Origin of the sequence: Streptomyces sp. NPDC088812, from assembly GCF_044750285.1 — a bacterium.
In the GTDB taxonomy this organism is placed as follows: domain Bacteria; phylum Actinomycetota; class Actinomycetes; order Streptomycetales; family Streptomycetaceae; genus Streptomyces.
The window spans coordinates 140714-159261 of the sequence record NZ_JBIVJP010000027.1 but is presented as its reverse complement, the minus strand read 5'-3'; the positions used below and the strand labels follow the sequence as shown (position 1 = coordinate 159261).

Sequence of the window (18548 nt, the reverse complement as noted above, 5' to 3'; positions counted from 1 at the left end):
CACCCGAGAGACTCTCTCAGGCTTTCCTCCGGGCTTTTCCCTTCGATCTTGCGTTTCCGACTCTATCAGATCTTTTCTCGATCCGATTTCCTCGGCGCTTTCCAGGTTTCCGCTCTCGCGTTTCCCTTTCCGGCGGTTCCGACTCTATCAGACCGTTTCCGATCCGATTCCCTGTCGGCGGGATTTGCCTGGGGCCTTCCGGCTTTCGCCTGTCGACCTTTCGGCATTCACTACGTTAGCCGATTCCTTCGTGGACTCATAATCGAGTCCGACGAGCTCGAATTCAGGCGTGCGGACACGACGAATTCGACCCTGCTGAGGGGCGTCTAGGTAGTGGGTTGGCCGCTTCCGGCTGCAGGCGAATGCCGTACCCGGTTCAGCGGCTCGGGCCACGTTACGCGCCCGTCAAGAGCGAGTCAACTTCGGCGGCGCCTAGGGACATGGGGGCGGTAGGGGCTCACCGTCGGGTCGTCGGCAACCCAGTAACGCCACGGGTGGACGGCTCCGTCGCCGGAGACTCCCGTCCTGGGGCCGTTGCGCACCTGCTCGGGGGGTACGGGGGTCCCTGCCAGGATGCGGAGGGGGGTGTCTCCGGGGGTGCAGGCGTCCGTGCCGTCGAGGGCGCGGTCCACGTCCAGGGCTGTGGCCAGGCGGGCGGGGCCTTTGGCCAATTCCTTGTCGTTACGGGCCGAGAGTCGGCGGGTGCGGGCCAGCTCGGCGCCCTCGACGATCTCGCCGGCACGCAGCAGGACGGCGCTCGCGCTCCCGTCCGGGCCGCAGACGAGGTTCATGCAGTGCCACATGCCGTAGGTGAAGTAGACGTACACGTGTCCGGGCGGACCGAACATCACGCTGTTGCGGGCGGTGCGGCCGCGGAAGGCGTGGGAGCCCGGGTCGTTCGGGCCGTCGTAGGCCTCGACCTCCGTGAGGCGCAGGGTGATCGGACCGTCCGGGGTCGTACGGACGAGAAGGCGGCCGAGGAGGTCGGGGGCGATCTCCAGGACAGGGCGGTCGAAGAAGGAGCGGGGAAGGGGCGTACGGTCGGGGGTCGCGATCATGCCCTCCGAGCGTAGTGCAGACGGGTGGGTGCGTCGGGGTGGTCGGCGGGCCCTCGGCTTGCCAGGGTGTGTGACGGAACCGGCCACGGCCGGGTCGCGTTTAGAAGGATCAAGGATCCAGTCGTAGAGGTCGTAGAGGGGAAGTCATGGCGTTCAAGAAGCTGCTCGCGAGTCTCGGGGCCGGCGGGGCTTCGGTCGAGACGGTGCTGACCGAGGTCAACGTCGTCCCGGGCGGCGTGGTCCAGGGCGAGGTGCGGATCCAGGGCGGGTCCGTGAACCAGCAGATCGAGGGGCTGTCCGTCGGGCTGCAGGCCAAGGTCGAGGTGGAGAGCGGCGACCAGGAGTACAAGCAGGACATCGAGTTCACCAAGCAGCGTCTGGGCGGGGCCTTCGAGATCCAGGCGGGTGCGGTGCACGCGGTGCCGTTCGGCCTGGAGATCCCGTGGGAGACGCCGATCACGATGATCGACGGGCAGGCGCTGCGCGGGATGAACATCGGTGTGACCACGGAGCTGGAGATCGCGCGGGCCGTGGACTCCGGCGACCTGGACCCGGTCAACGTGCACCCGCTGCCCGCGCAGAAGGCGATCCTGGACGCCTTCATCCAGCTGGGCTTCCGTTTCAAGAACGCCGACCTGGAGCGCGGCCACATCCGGGGCACCCGGCAGAAGCTGCCCTTCTACCAGGAGATCGAGTTCTTCCCGCCGTCGCAGTACCGGGGCCTGAACCAGGTCGAGCTGAGCTTCGTGGCCGACGCGCAGGCCATGGACGTCGTGCTGGAGATGGACAAGAAGCCCGGGCTGTTCGGCGAGGGCAGCGACACCTTCCGCTCGTTCCAGGTGGGGCTCAACGACTACCAGGGGACCGACTGGGCGGCGTACCTCAATCAGTGGCTGTCCGAGGTCGGCAGCAAGCGCAACTGGTTCTAGGCTCGGAACCACTGACTCCAGAACCGTTCAGGAGGTACCTAGGTGACCGAGCACAAGAGGCGGCCGCTCCCCCACGACTTCCATCCTCCCGTGCCGTCTTTCACGGTGACGAGCGAGGACGTCGAGGAGGGGGCGACCCTCAAGAGTGCGCAGGTCCACGCGGAGGGGAACACCTCGCCGCAGCTGCGGTGGGAGGGGTTCCCGCCCGAGACCAAGAGCTTCGCCGTGACGTGCTACGACCCGGACGCCCCCACGGGCAGCGGGTTCTGGCACTGGGTCCTGTTCGACATCCCGGCGTCGGTGACCGAGCTGCCGGTGGGTGCGGGCAGCGGGAAGTTCGACGGCCTGCCGGAGGGCGCCGTCCACGCGCGCAACGACTACGGGACGAAGGACTTCGGGGGCGCCGCGCCGCCGCCCGGGGACGGTCCGCACCGCTACGTCTTCACCGTGTACGCGGTGGATCAGGACAAGCTCGGTCCGGACGCGGACACCTCGCCCGCCGCCGTGGGCTTCAACCTGCGGTTCCACACGATCGCGCGCGCCCAGCTGATCGGTGAGTACGAGAACCCCGCGCAGAGCTGACGCCGTCGGCTGAGCCAGCTCATCGTTCATTCAACGTTTGTCCGCCCCTGGTCTTGGAAGTGATCAGGGGCGGGCATTTTTGTTGCCGGGGGTCGCGGGGGTCACCCCCCGTGGGAGCAGCAGATATTGCGTTGTCCATCCCGGCGTGCCCGGCCAGAGTTGATCCCAGCCCGCCAGGGGGTGGGCCGGTGCACACGGGAGGTGGGCTGGTATGCGGGACACGCTGGTACTCAACGCGAGCTTCGAGCCGTTGTCGACGGTGACGCTGAACCGAGCCGTCGTTCTGGTGCTTCAGGACAAGGCCGTCGTCGAACAGTCCCACCCCGAACTGCGGATGCGAGGGGCCGCCGTGGACATACCGGCGCCCCGGGTGATCAGGCTCTGCCGGTACGTGAGGGTGCCGTTCCGAAGACAAGCACCGTGGTCGAGGCGGGGTGTGCTGGTCAGGGACCGGCACCGGTGCGCGTACTGCGGGCGGCGGGCGACGACCGTGGACCACGTGGTGCCGCGGGCGCAGGGCGGGCGGGACTCCTGGCTGAACACGGTCGCCTCGTGCGCGGAGGACAATCACCGCAAGGCGGACCGGACTCCGGAGCAGGCGGAGATGCCGTTGCTGCGGCTGCCGTTCGAGCCGACTCCGCAGGACGCGATGCTGTTGGCCCTGGGGCAGGAGGACTTGGCCGCGCTGCCGGAGTGGCTGGCCGTGGACGCGGCTTGACGGTGCCCCGCAGGGCCGCCCTGTGCGGCCCGCGTACGGACGGAGCCCCGCACCCCTTCGGAGGGGGTACGGGGCTCTCTGCTGTCAGGTGCCGTCAGTCGATCGACGGCTTCTCGCGGCGCTCCGGGATCTTCTTCTCGGTGCCGCCGCCGTTGGAGCCCGAACCGCCGCCCATCGCGCCGAAGTTGCCCATCGCGCCGGAGAGGCCCTTGAGGGCGTCGCCGATCTCGCTGGGGACGATCCAGAGCTTGTTGGCGTCGCCCTCGGCGATCTTCGGGAGCATCTGGAGGTACTGATAGGAGAGCAGCTTCTGGTCCGGGTCGCCGGCGTGGATCGCCTCGAAGACGGTGCGGACCGCCTGGGCCTCGCCCTCGGCGCGCAGGGCGGCGGCCTTGGCCTCGCCCTCGGCGCGCAGGATCTGGGACTGCTTCTCGCCCTCGGCGGTGAGGATCGCGGCCTGGCGCGTACCTTCGGCGGTGAGGATCGCGGCACGCTTGTCGCGGTCGGCGCGCATCTGCTTCTCCATCGAGTCCTGGATGGAGGTCGGCGGCTCGATCGCCTTGAGCTCGACACGGTTGACGCGGATGCCCCACTTGCCGGTGGCCTCGTCCAGGACGCCGCGCAGAGCCGCGTTGATCTCCTCGCGGGAGGTCAGGGTCCGCTCCAGGTCCATGCCGCCGATGATGTTGCGCAGCGTGGTGACGGTGAGCTGCTCGATCGCCTGGATGTAGCTGGCGACCTCGTAGGTCGCGGCCCGGGCGTCGGTCACCTGGTAGTAGATGACCGTGTCGATGTTGACGACCAGGTTGTCCTGGGTGATCACCGGCTGGGGCGGGAACGGCACGACCTGTTCACGCAGGTCGATGCGGTTGCGGATGGTGTCGATGAACGGGACGACGATGTTGAGTCCGGCGTTGAGTGTGCGGGTGTAGCGGCCGAAGCGCTCCACGATGGCGGCGCTCGCCTGTGGGATGACCTGGATCGTCTTGATCAGGGCGATGAAGACCAACACCACCAGAATGATCAAGACGATGATGACCGGTTCCATCGTGCTCCCCGTCCCCTTCTCCGCCTCGGCGCTTTCGGAAGATCTTAGGCTTGTTGAAGATCTTGCTGGTCGAGTCTGACAGACGGTCGTGCGGCTCGTGGTGTGTTCTGTCCACTTGCGTGGTGCGGGAGTTGTGCAAGGTCAGATGACGATCGCCGTGGCTCCCTCGATGTCCACGACGTCGACCTCCTGACCCACCTCGTAGGCGTGGTCGGTGTCGAGGGCGCGGGCCGACCAGACCTCGCCGGCGAGTTTGATGCGTCCGCCGGAGCCGTCGACCCGTTCCAGTACGACGGCCTGTTTGCCCTTCAGCGCGTCGACGCCGGTGACGAGTTGGGGGCGCTGTCTGCTGTGGCGGGCGGCGATGGGCCGTACGACGGCGATGAGGGCGACCGACACGGCGAGGAAGACGAGCACTTGGGCGACGGTGCCGAGGCCGAGGCCCGCGGCGACGGCGGCCGCGACGGCGCCGACCGCGAGCATGCCGAACTCCGGCATCGCGGTCACCACGAGCGGTATGCCGAGCGCTGCCGCCCCCACGAGCCACCACACCCACGCGTCGATGTCGTCCACGCGTTCATGGTAGGACCGAGGGTCGTGCCGCCGACAGAGCGCGAAGGGGGGCGGTCGGAACGGCGGTCAGGACAGCGGCAGCCCGTGAGCGGTCCAGCGGTCGCCGACCTGTTCCACGACGAGGGGGAGGCCGAAGCAGTGGGAGAGGTTGCGGGAGGTGAGTTCGAGTTCGACCGGGCCGGCGGCGAGGACCCTGCCCTGGCGGATCATGAGGACGTGGGTGAAGCCGGGGGCGATCTCCTCGACGTGGTGCGTCACCATGATCATCGACGGGGCGATGGGGTCGCGGGCGAGGCGGCCGAGGCGGCGGACGAGGTCCTCGCGGCCGCCGAGGTCGAGTCCGGCGGCGGGCTCGTCCAGGAGCAGCAGTTCGGGGTCGGTCATGAGGGCGCGGGCGATCAGGGTGCGCTTGCGTTCGCCCTCGGAGAGGGTGCCGAACCTGCGGTCGAGGTACTCGGTCATGCCGAGGCGGTCGAGGAAGGCGCGGGCGCGCTGCTCGTCGACGGCCTCGTACTCCTCCTGCCAGCCGGCCGTCATGCCGTAGGCGGCGGTGAGGACGGTCTGCAGGACGGTCTGGCGCTTGGGGAGCTTCTCGGCCATGGCGATGCCGGCCATGCCGATGCGGGGGCGCAGCTCGAAGACGTCGGTGCCGGGCCTGCCGAGGGTCTCGCCGAGGATGGTGGCGGTGCCCTTGCTGGGGTAGAGGTAGCTGGAGGCGAGGTTCAGGAGGGTCGTCTTGCCGGCTCCGTTGGGGCCGAGGATGACCCAGCGTTCGCCCTCCTTGACCGACCAGGAGACCTGGTCCACCAGAGCCCGGTCCTCACGGACCACGGATACGTCCTGAAGCTCCAGAACATCGCTCATGAGCGCGTTGTCTCCCCTTGCAGTGTGGCCGGACTCGGTCGTCGCGTACGCCTGTGGCTCGGACCGCCGCGCGCGGGTGGGCGCGGCCCTCCGGGAAAATCTACGCCACCGGTCGGGGGAGCCGTTCCATCGGTCCGGTCCTTAGGGTGGGGGGATGCTTTCGGAACCGCGCTCTGGTCGCCTTGCCGCTTGGGGAAACGCACTTCTGTCCGGATTTGTCTCTCCGGACGATGCGGTGCACGCCATAGTCGGTGCCGATGCCGTGCACCGGGTGGCGGGGCTGCCCGGCGAGGCGTCGCCCGTCGGACTCACGCTCGCTCTGGGGCGGCTGCGGGCGCTGGGGGTGAGGGGGTTCCGGGTCGCGCTGCCCGCGTCCGGGCATCCGCTGGGGCTGAGCGGGCCGCCGGAGTTCAACGCGCGGGCGCTGGAGGCGGAGGAGGCGGTGATCTGCCACGGGTCCGCGCTGGGGCTGGTGCCGGAGGTGTCCGAGGCCGGGCCCGCGGGCGATGTCCATGCCGAGGTGGTGTGGCGCTGTCTCGCGGTGCGGGAGGCGCCGCCCGCCGACGTGCCGTCGCTGGGCGAGGCGGAGCGGGAACTGGCGGAGGCGTTGCGGGAGGCCACGGCGGTGTTGTCGCGGCTGGACGTGGCGGGGTCCGGGCCGGTGGCGGAGGCGGCGATCGACGCGTACCGGACTCGGTCGGAGCAGGGGCGGGAGGTGCTCGCGCCGGGGTATCCGCCGCGGGCGGTGCGGGTGCTGGAGCTGGCGCAGCGGGTGGGGTTGCTGGTCTCCCTCGCGCTGGAGCGCGGGCACGGGGGTGCGGTGAGCGCGTCGGAGATGGCGGCGCGCGGGGAGGCGCTGCGGCCGGTGGAGCGGACGGCTCGGCGGGCGCAGGTCGCCGCGTACAACGCGTATGTGGAGGAGCTGGAGCGAGGGATGCGGTGAGAGCCTCGCCGGGGTGCGCGTCGGCCGGAGAGGCGGCCGGGGCGAGGGATGCGGGGAGAGCCTCGCCGGGGTGCGCGTCGGCCGGAGGAGCGGCCGGGCCAGGGGTGCGGTGAGGGCCTCGCGGGGGTGGCGTCGGTAGGAGGGGCGGCCGGGGCCGGTGGGAGCTCGCGGGCCGACGGGGGCCGGTCACACACGGGGTGCCGTGTTCTTTCCGACGCGGGGCTCCGTGCGGGCCGGGCGGTCTCGGTCGTGCACGGCGACAAGCGGACCGGCCTCCCCCGGAGTGGGGCCGGGGGAGGCCGGTGGCCGCCGGGGTCCGCGAAGGGTGTCAGTGGTTGACGCCCGAGTTGCCGAAGGCCGGGTTCAGTACGCCGATGACGTTGACGCTGTTGCCGACGGCGTTGACCGGGACGTGCACCGGGACCTGGACGACGTTGCCCGAGAGGACGCCCGGCGAGCCCTCGGCCACGCCGTGGGCCGACGCGCCGCCGGTGGCGGAGGCCATGCCGGCGCCCGCGGCGACCAGACCGCCGGCCACCATCGTCACGGCCGCTGCCTTCTTCAGGTTCTTCACTTCTGAGCCCTCCTGGCCCTGCTGGCGAGTGCCGCGGCAGCCGCCGCGGTACGCACTGGAGAACGCGGACGCCCGGCGAAGGGTGCGCCGTCCGGGGGACATTCCCACGACGGTATGAATCTCGGACCGGAGGGAACCGCTCCGCGAGGGCGCCCCGAAACGCCCCCGGTCGTGCGCCGGAGCGTGTTTCAGCCGGTCACACCATGGCGTACGGCCCACAGGGCGGCCTGCGTACGGTCGGACAGGTCGAGTTTCATCAGGATGTTCGAGACGTGGGTCTTGACGGTCTTCTCGGAGAGGACCAGGGCGCGGGCGATCTCCCGGTTGGAGCGGCCGTCCGCTATCAGCCCGAGGACCTCGCGCTCCCGCTCGGTGAGCGAGCCGCCCCTGCCCTGCCCGGTGGTGGCCTCCTCCTGGGAGAGCAGGGCGTCCGCGACCTCCGGCTGGAGCAGGATGTGGCCGGCGTGGACCGAACGGATGGCGCCGGCCAGGGCGTCGGGGTCCACGTCCTTGTAGACGTATCCGGCGGCGCCCGCGCGCAGGGCCGGGACCACGGTGCGCTGTTCGGTGAAGCTCGTGACGATCAGCACGCGCGCGGGGTTGTCGAGTTCGCGGAGCCTGCGCAGGGCCTCCACGCCGTCCATGCCGGGCATCTTGACGTCCATCAGGACGACGTCGGGTTTCAGCTCCTCGGCGCGGGCGACGCCCTCGGCACCGTCGGCCGCCTCGCCGACGACCTCGATGTCGTCCTGGACCTCCAGGAAGGTGCGCAGGCCCCGGCGGACGACCTGGTGGTCGTCGACGAGCAGCACCTTGATTGCGTCAGCCACCGGGGGCCTCCATCTCGATCGTGGTGCCCTTGCCGGGCGCCGATTCCACCACCAGGCTGCCGCCGACGCCGCTCGCCCGGTCCCGCATGGAGACCAGGCCGAGGTGGCGGCCGGCCCTGCGGACCGTCGTGGGGTCGAAGCCGCCGCCGTCGTCCGTGACGCGCAGGACCGCGGCCGGGCCGCGCCGGTGGAGGCTGACCTCGACGTGCTCCGCGCCGGAGTGGCGCAGCGCGTTGTGCAGGGCCTCCTGGGCGACGCGCAGCAGGGCCTCCTCCTGGGCGGCGGGCAGGGCGCGGACGCCACGGCTGGTGAAGGTCACGCGCGCGGAGTGGGCGCGGTCGAGGACCCGTATCTGGGTGCGGAGGGTGGCGACCAGGCCGTCCTCGTCGAGGGCCGCGGGGCGCAGCTCCACCACGGCGGCGCGCAGTTCGTCGGCGGCCTCGGCGGCGAGCGCGGCGACCTGCTGGAGTTCGCCCTTGGCGCGGGAGGGGTCGCGGTCGACGAGGGCGGCGGCGGCCTGGGCGGTCAGGCGCAGGGAGAACAGCTTCTGGCTGACCGCGTCGTGCAGTTCGTGGGCCAGTCGCGAGCGTTCCTCGGCGATCGTCAGTTCGCGGCTGCGCTCGTACAGGCGGGCGTTGGTGAGGGCGATCGCGGCATGCTGGGCGAGGATGGAGAGCAGTTCCTCGTCGTCCTCGGTGAAGCCGCAGCCGCCGGCCGGCTTGGCGCAGTTCTTGTTGGCGAGGTACAGCGCGCCGACGACCTCGTCGCCGTCGCGGATGGGCAGGCCGAGGAAGTCCGACATGTCCGGGTGGGCGGACGGCCAGCCCTCGAAGCGCGGGTCCTCGCGCACGTCGGCGAGGCGCTCGGGCCGGGCCTCGTGGAGCATCGCGGCGAGGATGCCGTGCTGGCGGGGCAGGGGGCCGATGGCCTTCCACTGCTCCTCGCCGATGCCGTCGACGACGAACTGGGCGAAGCCGCCGTGGTCGTCCGGGACGCCGAGCGCGGCGTACTGCGCGTCGAGCAGCTCACGGGCCGAGGCGACGATCGTCTTGAGGACGTCGCGCACCTCGAGGTGCCTGCTCATGGCCAGCAGCGCGGAGCTCACCGCGGCGAGGCCGGACCGGGGGCCTTGACTCATGCCCTCACGGTACCGGCGGGGTGTGACAGGGGGATCGGACCGGTGGCGGCGTCGGGGTGGGGCCCGGGGCCTAGGTCCGCGGTCCCGGGCGTAGGGCGTAGGGCGTAGGGCGCGCGGCGGGGGTGCGGGGACGTACGCCGAAGGGCCCCGGCGGCCCCCGCCCCGCGTCCGAGGCGGGGCGGGCGGGGCGGTTCCTACGGTGAGGGCATCGCCGAGCGGAGGCGGGTCGTCGGACGAAGGGACGGTTGTCATGCCGGTGGCGATCATCACGGGAGCGTCGAAGGGCCTGGGGAGGGCGTTGGCCGAGGCGCTGGCCGCGCGGGGCTCGCCGGGGCCGGGACTCCGTACGGCTGCTGGTGTCGCGGGGGACGGAGGTGGCGCACCACGCGTTCCGGGAGCTGCCCGGGCTGCTGCGGGCCGGGGACCTGCTGGTGGTGAACACCTCGCCCACGCTGGCGGCCGCGGTGGACGGATGGACCGGGCACGCGCGCGTGGTGGTGCACTTCTCCACGCGCGGGGACGACGGGCGGTGGGCGGTCGAGCTGCGGGACCCGGACGGGAGGGGCACCACGCGCGCGCGGGTGGGGAGAGCGGCGGGCGCGGCCCGGGGGACGGAGGTGCGGCTGCCGGGAGGCGTGCGGCTCGTGTGCGAGGAGGCGCTGGGCGGGGGCGGCGGGCGGCTGTGGTGGGCGCGGATGTCCGGCGGGTCGGTGCCGGTGCTGCTGCGGGGGCACGGGCGGCCCATCCGGTACTCCTACACGGAGCGGGACCAGCCGTTGTCGGTGTACCAGACGGTGTTCGCGCTGCCGTCGGCCGACGGGTCGGGCAGTGCGGAGATGCCGAGTGCGGCGCGGCCCTTCACCGCTCGGCTGGTGACGGAGCTGGTCAGCCGCGGGGTGCGGTTCGCGCCGGTCACCCTGCACACGGGGGTGGCCTCGGCGGAGGCGCACGAGCCGCCGTACCCGGAGTGGTTCGCGGTGCCGGAGGCGTCGGCCCGGCTGATCAACGCCGTGCGGGCCGAGCGGGGCGGGCGCGGGGCGCTCGTCCGGCAGGGCGGCGGGAGGCGGACGGAGGGGCGGGTGATCGCGGTGGGGACGACGGCCGTGCGGGCCGTGGAGTCGGCGTCCGGGGCGGACGGGGTGGTGCGCGCGCGGGAGGGGTGGACGGACCTCGTCGTCACGCCCGGGCGCGGGGTGCGGGTGGTGGACGGGCTGCTGACCGGGCTGCACGAGCCGGAGGCCTCGCACCTGCTGATGCTGGAGGCGGTGGCGGGCCGGGCCGCGATCGACCGGGGCTACGAGGAGGCACTGCGCGGGCGGTACCTGTGGCACGAGTTCGGGGATCTGCACCTCTTCCTGCCGGGGGACGGGGACCACGGTCCCGTCCGAGCGGGGCGGTCCGGTCCCGTCCGAGCGGGGCGGCCCGGTCCCGTCCGGACGACGCCTTCCGATCCCGTCCGAAGGGGCGGTGGCGAGCCCGCTACGAACCACTCACGCTCGGCATTGCTCTAGCAACTCGCAGTGAGAAGTCTGAGAGGTTGATGTGAGCCCGCACATAGGGTGCACATCACGTACGAAGGACCTTAGGAGTCAAAAGGGTCCGGGTTGAACGGGACAGACGTTGTGGTCTGTCCCGTTTTGCCGTTCCCTGATCCACTATCCGGCTTCGTACGTCACATGATTGCCTCCGGATTTTGCGGCCGCTAACAATGGCTGCCGTCGCTCAGCGCCGCGGGCTCTCCCCGCGGCGTTCGTGCCGAAAGCACCCGTGTCCGCCGTGGACAGACAGAGCGACCTCCGCGCTATTCGAAGAGGTCATTCCGCCATGCCCAAGAACACTCGCAGGATCGCGATCGCCGGTGTCACCACGCTCGGTGCCGCCGCCATCGCCTTCTCCGTGGTGCCGGCCGACACGCACACGACCACGACGGACGCCGCCTCCCCGTCCCGCGTCGCCTACAGCTCCGAGCCGGTGAAGGACGTCAAGGGCGGCGTGACCGGCCAGCTGGCCGGCGTCACCGTGAAGCTGGACGCCATCGAGGCGAAGAAGAAGGCGGCCGCCGCCGACGCGGCCGCGACGAAGAAGGCCGCCGCCGCTGCCGCCGCGGCGAAGAAGAAGGCCGCCGCCGACGCGGCCGCCCGGAAGAAGGCAGTGGCCCGTGCGGTCGCGAAGGCCGCCGCCGAGCGCAAGGTCCAGCAGGCCACGAGCCGGGCCTCCCTGCGCGCCGCCGTCCAGCCGGTCTCCGTCAAGAGCTACGCGAACAACCTCGACGGCTGGATCCGCGAGTCGCTCGCCATCATGAAGAAGCACGGCATCCCGGGCTCCTACTCGGGCATCCACCGCAACATCATGCGCGAGTCCTCCGGCAACCCGTACGCCATCAACAACTGGGACATCAACGCCATCAACGGCGTCCCGTCGAAGGGCCTGCTCCAGGTCATCCCGCCGACCTTCTCGGCCTACCACGTCCCGGGCACGTCCTGGAACATCTACGACCCGGTCGCCAACATCACCGCCGCCTGCAACTACGCGGCCCACCGCTACGGCTCCATGGACAACGTCAACAGCGCGTACTGATCCTGTCGGCCGACGCCGAAGGGCCGCCGACGCCGAAGGTCCGCCGACGCCGAAGGTCCGCCGACGCCGAAGGGCGGCACCCCCGGTCGGGGTGCCGCCCTTCGGCGTCGGCCGCGTGCGGACTACTTCCGCATGACCTCGGGCTCGTGGCGGCGCAGGAAGCGGGCCACGAAGAAGCCGCAGATCACGCCGAGGGCGATCAGGGCGGCCAGGTCCATGGCCCAGGCGCCGACCGTGTGCTCCCACAGCGGGTCGTTGCCGACGCCCTCCTCGGGCGGGCTGATCTTGTTGAAGTCCAGCGTGGCGCCCGCGGCGGCGACCGCCCAGCGCGAGGGCATCAGGTACGAGAACTGGTTGACGCCGATCGAGCCGTTCAGGGCGAACAGGCAGCCGGTGAAGACGACCTGGATGATCGCGAACATGACCAGCAGGGGCATGGTCTTCTCGGCGGTCTTCACCAGCGCGGAGATGATCAGGCCGAACATCATCGAGGTGAAGCCGAGCGCCATGATCGGCAGCGACATCTCGAGGAGCGTGAGGTTGCCGAGGACCAGGCCCTCCTCCGGGATCTCCCGGCTGGAGAGGCCGATGACGCCGACCAGCAGACCCTGGAGCACGGTGATCATGCCCAGTACGAACACCTTGGACATCAGGTACGCGGAGCGCGACAGGCCGGTCGCGCGCTCCCGCTCGTAGATGACCCGTTCCTTGATCAGCTCACGGACGGAGTTCGCGGCACCGGCGAAGCAGGCGCCGACGGCGAGGATCAGCAGGACCGTGGTGGCCGTGCCGTTCGGGATGATCCGGCCGGTCTTCGGGTTGGCCGGGTTCGGCAGCAGGCCGCGGTCCGGGTCGATGAGCAGGCTCACCGCGCCGAGGACGGCCGGCAGGATCACCATGAGGGCCAGGAAGCCCTTGTCGGAGACGATCACCGAGGCGTAGCGGCGCACCAGTGTGACGAACTGGGACATCCAGCCCTGCGGCTTCGGTGGCCTCAGCGCCTGCATCGGCGGCATCTGTACGGACTGCGGCGCGGTGGCGTCGATGTCCGCGGCGTACATCTGGTAGTGCTGCGAGCCCTTCCAGCGGCCCGCCCAGTCGTAGTCGCGGTAGTTCTCGAAGGCGGAGAAGACGTCGGCCCAGGTGTCGTAGCCGAAGAAGTTCAGCGCCTCCTCCGGCGGGCCGAAGTAGGCGACCGAGCCACCCGGCGCCATCACCAGGAGCTTGTCGCAGATCGCCAGTTCGGCCACCGAGTGCGTGACGACGAGGACCGTGCGCCCGTCGTCGGCGAGGCCGCGCAGCAGCTGCATGACGTCGCGGTCCATGCCCGGGTCGAGGCCGGAGGTCGGCTCGTCCAGGAAGATCAGCGAGGGCTTGGTGAGCAGCTCCAGGGCAACCGAGACACGCTTGCGCTGGCCGCCGGAGAGGGAGGTGACCTTCTTCTCCTTGTGGATGTCCAGCTTCAGTTCGCGCAGCACCTCGTCGATGCGGGACTGGCGCTCGGCCGCCGTGGTGTCGGCGGGGAAGCGGAGCTTGGCCGCGTACTTGAGGGCCTTCTTGACGGTCAGCTCCTTGTGCAGGATGTCGTCCTGCGGGACCAGACCGATGCGCTGGCGCAGCTCGGCGAACTGCTTGTACAGGTTCCGGTTGTCGTAGAGGACGTCGCCCTGGTTGGCGGGCCGGTAGCCGGTGAGCGCCTTGAGCAGGGTGGACTTGCCGGAACCGGACGGGCCGATGACCGCGATCAGCGACTTCTCCGGCACTCCGAAGGAGACGTCCTTCAGGATCTGCTTGCCGCCGTCGACCGTGACGGTCAGGTGGCGGGCGGAGAAGGACACCTCACCGGTGTCGACGAACTCCTCGAGGCGGTCGCCGACGATCCGGAACGTCGAGTGGCCCACGCCGACGATGTCGGCCGGGCCGAGCAGCTGCGAGCCGCCCTTGGCGATCGGCTGGCCGTTGACGTACGTGCCGTTGTGCGAGCCGAGGTCGCGGATCTCCATACGGCCGTCGGGCGTGGAGTGGAACTCGGCGTGATGGCGGGAGACCTGGAGGTCGGAGACGACCAGGTCGTTCTCCAGGGCACGGCCGATGCGCATGACGCGGCCGAGGGAGAACTGGTGGAAGGTGGTCGGGCTGCGGTCGCCGTAGACCGGCGGCGCCCCCGCGCCGACGCCGGGGCCCTGCTGCTGCGGGATGGGCGCGGCGGCCTGCTGAGGCTGCTGCCAGCCTGCCTGCGGGGCCTGCTGCGGAGCCTGCGCGTGCGGCGCCTGCGCGTGCGGCGCCTGCGCGTGCGGCGCCTGCTGCTGCGGTGCCTGCTGCTGCGGTGCCTGCTGGCCCCAGCCGGGGTTGGCGCCCTGCGCCGCGTACGGCTGCTGCTGCGGCTGGGCCTGCGGCGCGGCGACGCCCGCCGCCGCGCCGGAGAGGTTCAGGCGGGGTCCGTCGGTCGCGTTGCCGAGGTGCACCGCCGAACCGGCGTTGAGCTCCACCTGCTGGACCCTTTGGCCCTGCACGAACGTGCCGTTGGTGCTGCCGTGGTCCTCCAGGACCCAACCACGGCCGTTGAAGCTGACCGTGGCGTGACGCCAGGAGACCCTGGCGTCGTCAAGGACGATGTCCCCCTGCGGATCACGTCCCAGGGTGTAGGCCCTGGACGGATCCAGTCTCCAGGTGCGTCCGTTCAATTCCAGTACGAGTTCCGGCACTCCATGCCCCACTGAGTAGTCCCCCGAATTACCCCCGTCGCAGGGAGTCTAGGGATGTCGAACATCGTCGGGAACTATTTCAGGCACGGCCCCCTGACCGAAAGCCGGGCCTTGTGAAGACCGCGTAGGGGCTCCTCGGCCGTATCCGTTGACGGGGTTGAAACCGGACCGGAGAGTGGTAAACACACGCGAGAGGGGACGGAAACGGCGATCTTCGCCGCTCCGCACCGCGGATCGGGGGGTCTGCATGGGTGCCGGCACGGGTGTCGGGGGCGTCGGGGGCTCGGAGCGCGGCACGGGTGTGCCGTGGGCCGACGTGCTGGTGTCCGCGATCGCCGCGGTGAGCTGGGCGTTGATCGGGATGGCGGGGACCGCGGCGCTCGGGCTGCATCTGCTGGAGGCCGACGCGGCGGGCTCGTTGGGCCCGATGACGGCGGCGGTGGTGGCGCTCGGGGCGGGTGGTGCGGTGACGCCGTCGGGGGATCTGTCGGCGTTCGGCCTCACGGGCGCGGAGGCGGTGACGGCCGTCGAGATCACGCCACTTGGCGTCGGCCTGGTCGGGGCGCTGCTGCTGTCGTGGTTCTTCCTGCGGTCCCTGCGCACGGCGGGCGCGGTGATCTCCCCGGCCGAACTCCTCGCCCGCGCGGCCACGATGGTCGCGCTGTTCGTGGCGGTGCTGGGCGGGCTGGCCTGGGCGGGACACGACGTCGTCACGATCGACGGGGGCTCGCTGGGGCTGGACGGCCTGCCCGGCGGGGGCGGGGGCGGTGGGGTCGAGATCCCCGGGCTGGGTGACCTGGGGGACGTCGGTGGTCTGCTGCCGGACGGGCTCGAAGACCTGATGGACGCTCAGGCGGCCGTCGGCTTCACCGTCGACACGGTCCCGACGCTGCTCGGCGGACTGCTCTGGTCGGCGGGGGTCCTGACGATCGCCCTGCTGGCCTCGCGCCGTACGCCCGTGCCGCGGGGGTGGGAGGCCGTGCACCGGGTGGTACGGCCCGCCGTCTCCGCCGTCGTCACCGTGCTGCTGGTCTCTGTGGCGGCCGGGTTCGCCGCGGCCGCGTACGCGGCGATCGGCGACGACCACCCCGGGCGCATCGCGGGGGCGGCGCTGCTGGGCGCGCCGAACGGGGCCTGGCTCGGTCTCGGCATCGGCCTGTTCGTGCCGTGGGACGGACGGGCGACGGGCGTCCTGACCGGCGTGCTGCCGACTCCGCTGGACCGACTGCTGGGCATGGGCACCGAGCAGTCGGTGACGCTGGGACGACTGGCCGAACTGGACGGTCGCGTGTGGCTGTTAGCGGTTGCGGTCACCGTGATGATGCTGCTGGCAGGGGTGTTGACGGCCGTACGGACGCCCTTCGAGGCGGCCCGAGGGGCGGGCGCCGCCGACGGCCCCGGCGTCGTCGGCTTCACCGGACGGTGTGCGCTGCGGCTGGGGGTCGTGACCGGGGTGGCCCTGCCGTTGCTCGCCCGGCTGACGGACGTGTCCGCGGACGCCTCCCTGTCCGTGCTGGGGTTCGACGCCTTCGAGGCCGGGATCGAGTTGCACGGGCACCCCGGCACGGCGGTGCTGCTGGGCGTCGCGTGGGGTGCTGGGGCGGGGGCCGTCGGCGCGGCACTGGCCTGCGCGACCGGGGCGGCGGGCGGACGGGCGGCGCCACTGGCACGGGGTGTCAGGGGGGTGGGCGTGTCGGGAGTGGGGGTGCCGGAGGTGGTGCTTGGTGCGGAGGGTGGTGGAGGAGGCGGTGGGGGTGCGGGAGGCGGTGGGGGTGCAGGGGGCGGTGCTGCTGGGGTCGGGGGCGGGTTCGCGGGTGTGGGGCACGGGGGTGCAGGTGTCGGACACGGGGGTGCGGGGGGTGCGGGTGTCGGACACGGAGACGCGGGGGACATCGGTGTCGGGCTTCGGGGCGCCGGGGCCGGGAAGGCGGAGCGTCCGGTCGCCGGGCCCGGTGAGAGCCGGTCCGGACCGTACACGCCGAGCGCGCCGTACCGGCCGCCCAATCCGGCGACCAATCCGTACCTGCGCGTGCCGGACCGCCTGCGGGAGCCGGAGGACGCCCGCCCGGGGCCCCCGAGCGGGCGCAGCACGGACGCGTCTCCGCCCGAGGACGCCCGTCCCGCCCCGCCGTCGGGCGGTCCCGGGCCCCGCCCCGGTGGGGCCGCGCCGTCCGCGCCGTCCGCGCCGGGTTTCCCGCCCGGGCCGAGAGGACCCGTCGGGCCTGCGGGCGGCGCCCGGCCCGTCGAGCCTCCTGCCCCGAACGTTCCGGGGCCCCCGGGTGCTCCGGACACCCCGGGTGCCGGGCGGCGTCCGGACGGGCCGCCGCCGCTCGGCGACCTGTACGACGCGCCCACCATGGTCCGGCCCGTCGGGCCGCCGCCCCGGTCGCCGCGGCGGCCCGGCGACCCTCCGCGGCCCGGGGAGCGACCGGCGCGGGACGCCGACGACGGACCGCCTCCGCCGCCTCCGCCACCTCCGGCGCCCCCTTCGTCTCCCCCGCCTTCACCGCCGCACCCTCCGTCGGTTCCTCCCCCACCGCCTCCCCCGCCTCCGGCCGCGCCCCCGCCCGGCAGGCCGAAGCGGCCCCGCTGAGCCGGCCGGCCGCAGGGCGGGACGTGCTCCGGCAACCGTGGCCGCGTCGTCATGCGCGGGTCACCGGCACGCCACCCACTGTTCCGTGTCCGCTAGGCGGACCTGGGCGGCGGTCGGCACTGGGTGCCGGATACGGTGGGTACACCATGAGCGCTGAGCAGACCTCGCCGACCGACGTCCCCACCCTCCTTGTCAAGATCTTCGGCAAGGACAGGCCGGGCATCACGGCCGGCCTCTTCGACACCCTCGCCGCCTACTCCGTCGACGTGGTCGACATCGAGCAGGTCGTCACCCGTGGCCGTATGGTGCTGTGCGCGCTCGTGACCGAGCCGCCGCACGGGCTGGAGGGGGACCTTCGGGCGACCGTCCACAGCTGGGCGGAGTCGATGAAGATGCAGGCGGAGATCATCTCCGGCATCGGTGACAACCGCCCGCGCGGTCTGGGCCGCTCCCTCGTCACCGTGCTCGGCCACCCGCTGACCGCGGAGGCCACGGCCGCCGTCGCCGCCCAGATCACCAAGGTGGGCGGCAACATCGACCGCATCTTCCGGCTGGCCAAGTATCCGGTGACGGCCGTCGAGTTCGCGGTCTCCGGTGTGGAGACGGAGCCGCTGCGCACCGCCCTGGTCACGGACGCGGCCGCGCTGGGTGTCGACGTCGCCGTCGTGGCGGCGGGCCTGCACCGGCGCGCCCAGCGGCTCGTGGTCATGGACGTCGACTCCACGCTCATCCAGGACGAGGTGATCGAGCTCTTCGCCGCGCACGCCGGCTGTGAGGAGCAGGTCGCCGAGGTGACGGCGGCGGCCATGCGGGGCGAGCTGGACTTCGAGCAGTCGCTGCACGCGCGCGTGGCGCTGCTGGAGGGGCTGGACGCGTCGGTCGTGGAGAAGGTGCGCGCGGAGGTGCGGCTGACGCCGGGCGCGCGCACCCTCATCCGGACGCTGAAACGACTCGGCTACCAGGTGGGGGTCGTCTCCGGCGGCTTCACCCAGGTCACCGACGACCTCAAGGAGCGGCTGGGGCTCGATTTCGCCCAGGCGAACACGCTGGAGATCGTCGACGGAAAGCTGACGGGCCGGGTCACCGGGGAGATCGTGGACCGCGCGGGCAAGGCGCGGCTGCTGCGCAGGTTCGCCGCCGAGGCGGGCGTACCGCTGTCGCAGACGGTGGCGATCGGCGACGGCGCCAACGACCTGGACATGCTCAACGCGGCCGGTCTCGGTGTCGCCTTCAACGCCAAGCCGGTCGTGCGGCAGGCCGCGCACACCGCGGTGAACGTGCCGTTCCTGGACACCGTCCTGTATCTGCTGGGTATCACCCGGGAAGAGGTCGAGGCGGCGGACACCCACGACGAGCGCTAGCGCTGTACCGACCCGCACCGGCACGCGCGAGGGCCCGGCACCCAGGGGTGCCGGG

Annotated in this window: 16 protein-coding genes; 8 read left to right on the top strand and 8 right to left on the bottom strand. The window is 71.9% G+C overall.

The window, feature by feature from the left end; all coding sequences use genetic code 11:
- Positions 1-416: 416 nt before the first annotated feature.
- On the bottom strand, positions 417-1058 hold the full coding sequence (locus ACIP67_RS37105) for a DNA-3-methyladenine glycosylase (RefSeq protein ID WP_401697859.1): 642 nt from the start codon (positions 1056-1058) through the stop codon (positions 417-419).
- A 146-nt stretch (positions 1059-1204) separates the two neighbouring features.
- Here ACIP67_RS37105 and ACIP67_RS37100 point away from each other — a divergent pair, with 146 nt between their 5' ends.
- The 3 genes from ACIP67_RS37100 (at position 1205) to ACIP67_RS37090 (ending at position 3287) form a co-directional block, all read left to right on the top strand.
- Positions 1205-1987, top strand: a complete 783-nt coding sequence (locus tag ACIP67_RS37100) for a sporulation protein (RefSeq protein WP_401697857.1) — start codon at positions 1205-1207, stop codon at positions 1985-1987.
- A 42-nt stretch (positions 1988-2029) separates the two neighbouring features.
- Positions 2030-2569 (top strand): YbhB/YbcL family Raf kinase inhibitor-like protein, encoded by a 540-nt coding sequence (locus ACIP67_RS37095; protein WP_401697856.1) that lies wholly within the window; start codon positions 2030-2032, stop codon positions 2567-2569.
- Between the two features lie 211 nt (positions 2570-2780).
- A complete protein-coding gene (locus tag ACIP67_RS37090) occupies positions 2781-3287 on the top strand; it encodes an HNH endonuclease (RefSeq protein WP_401697855.1) in 507 nt (168 codons plus the stop codon).
- A gap of 94 nt (positions 3288-3381) precedes the next feature.
- On the opposite strand, the gene ACIP67_RS37085 is transcribed toward ACIP67_RS37090, so the two are convergent.
- The 3 genes from ACIP67_RS37085 to ACIP67_RS37075 form a co-directional block, all read right to left on the bottom strand.
- On the bottom strand, positions 3382-4335 hold the full coding sequence (locus ACIP67_RS37085; RefSeq protein WP_390656163.1) for an SPFH domain-containing protein: 954 nt from the start codon (positions 4333-4335) through the stop codon (positions 3382-3384).
- 141 nt (positions 4336-4476) lie between these two features.
- A complete protein-coding gene (locus ACIP67_RS37080; RefSeq protein ID WP_389524767.1) occupies positions 4477-4908 on the bottom strand; it encodes an NfeD family protein in 432 nt (143 codons plus the stop codon).
- Positions 4909-4974: 66 nt separating this feature from the next.
- A complete protein-coding gene (locus ACIP67_RS37075) occupies positions 4975-5772 on the bottom strand; it encodes an ABC transporter ATP-binding protein (RefSeq protein ID WP_401697853.1) in 798 nt (265 codons plus the stop codon).
- 154 nt (positions 5773-5926) lie between these two features.
- Here ACIP67_RS37075 and ACIP67_RS37070 point away from each other — a divergent pair, with 154 nt between their 5' ends.
- The gene (locus ACIP67_RS37070; protein WP_401697852.1) at positions 5927-6715 is read left to right on the top strand and encodes a hypothetical protein; all 789 of its coding nucleotides are present in this window, start codon (positions 5927-5929) and stop codon (positions 6713-6715) included.
- Between the two features lie 328 nt (positions 6716-7043).
- Here ACIP67_RS37070 and chpE read toward each other — a convergent pair whose 3' ends face one another.
- From chpE to ACIP67_RS37055, 3 genes are all read right to left on the bottom strand, one after another.
- The gene (chpE, locus tag ACIP67_RS37065; protein WP_401697851.1) at positions 7044-7289 is read right to left on the bottom strand and encodes a chaplin ChpE; all 246 of its coding nucleotides are present in this window, start codon (positions 7287-7289) and stop codon (positions 7044-7046) included.
- A gap of 188 nt (positions 7290-7477) precedes the next feature.
- The gene (locus tag ACIP67_RS37060; protein ID WP_401697850.1) at positions 7478-8119 is read right to left on the bottom strand and encodes a response regulator; all 642 of its coding nucleotides are present in this window, start codon (positions 8117-8119) and stop codon (positions 7478-7480) included.
- Positions 8112-9257: a GAF domain-containing sensor histidine kinase gene (locus ACIP67_RS37055; RefSeq protein ID WP_401697848.1), complete on the bottom strand. Its 1146-nt coding sequence runs from the start codon at positions 9255-9257 to the stop codon at positions 8112-8114. Before ACIP67_RS37055 ends, ACIP67_RS37060 begins: the two co-directional genes overlap by 8 nt.
- Positions 9258-9502: 245 nt before the next feature.
- Between ACIP67_RS37055 and ACIP67_RS37050 the strand changes: the two genes are divergently transcribed.
- Positions 9503-10768, top strand: coding sequence for an S-adenosylmethionine:tRNA ribosyltransferase-isomerase (locus ACIP67_RS37050; protein ID WP_401697846.1), 1266 nt, complete (start codon positions 9503-9505; stop codon positions 10766-10768).
- Between the two features lie 313 nt (positions 10769-11081).
- Positions 11082-11834: a transglycosylase SLT domain-containing protein gene (locus ACIP67_RS37045; protein ID WP_401697845.1), complete on the top strand. Its 753-nt coding sequence runs from the start codon at positions 11082-11084 to the stop codon at positions 11832-11834.
- A 122-nt stretch (positions 11835-11956) separates the two neighbouring features.
- On the opposite strand, the gene ACIP67_RS37040 is transcribed toward ACIP67_RS37045, so the two are convergent.
- Positions 11957-14539: an FHA domain-containing protein gene (locus tag ACIP67_RS37040; RefSeq protein WP_401697843.1), complete on the bottom strand. Its 2583-nt coding sequence runs from the start codon at positions 14537-14539 to the stop codon at positions 11957-11959.
- A 247-nt stretch (positions 14540-14786) separates the two neighbouring features.
- Between ACIP67_RS37040 and ACIP67_RS37035 the strand changes: the two genes are divergently transcribed.
- Both ACIP67_RS37035 and serB read left to right on the top strand, forming a co-directional pair.
- Entirely contained in the window at positions 14787-17132 is a 2346-nt protein-coding gene (locus ACIP67_RS37035) for a streptophobe family protein (RefSeq protein WP_401697842.1), read from the top strand.
- Positions 17133-17278: 146 nt separating this feature from the next.
- The gene (serB, locus tag ACIP67_RS37030) at positions 17279-18493 is read left to right on the top strand and encodes a phosphoserine phosphatase SerB (RefSeq protein WP_401697840.1); all 1215 of its coding nucleotides are present in this window, start codon (positions 17279-17281) and stop codon (positions 18491-18493) included.
- The last annotated feature ends 55 nt before the right edge of the window (positions 18494-18548 follow it).

Bases quoted from the DNA above. Each gene is read 5' to 3' on its own strand.
- ACIP67_RS37105 (WP_401697859.1), bottom strand. From the start codon at position 1,058: ATGATCGCGACCCCCGACCGTACGCCCCTTCCCCGCTCCTTCTTCGAC.
- ACIP67_RS37100 (WP_401697857.1), top strand. From the start codon at position 1,205: ATGGCGTTCAAGAAGCTGCTCGCGAGTCTCGGGGCCGGCGGGGCTTCG.
- ACIP67_RS37090 (WP_401697855.1), top strand. From the start codon at position 2,781: ATGCGGGACACGCTGGTACTCAACGCGAGCTTCGAGCCGTTGTCGACG.
- ACIP67_RS37085 (WP_390656163.1), bottom strand. From the start codon at position 4,335: ATGGAACCGGTCATCATCGTCTTGATCATTCTGGTGGTGTTGGTCTTC.
- ACIP67_RS37075 (WP_401697853.1), bottom strand. From the start codon at position 5,772: ATGAGCGATGTTCTGGAGCTTCAGGACGTATCCGTGGTCCGTGAGGAC.
- ACIP67_RS37070 (WP_401697852.1), top strand. From the start codon at position 5,927: ATGCTTTCGGAACCGCGCTCTGGTCGCCTTGCCGCTTGGGGAAACGCA.
- ACIP67_RS37055 (WP_401697848.1), bottom strand. From the start codon at position 9,257: ATGAGTCAAGGCCCCCGGTCCGGCCTCGCCGCGGTGAGCTCCGCGCTG.
- ACIP67_RS37045 (WP_401697845.1), top strand. From the start codon at position 11,082: ATGCCCAAGAACACTCGCAGGATCGCGATCGCCGGTGTCACCACGCTC.
- ACIP67_RS37035 (WP_401697842.1), top strand. From the start codon at position 14,787: ATGGGTGCCGGCACGGGTGTCGGGGGCGTCGGGGGCTCGGAGCGCGGC.
- serB (WP_401697840.1), top strand. From the start codon at position 17,279: ATGAGCGCTGAGCAGACCTCGCCGACCGACGTCCCCACCCTCCTTGTC.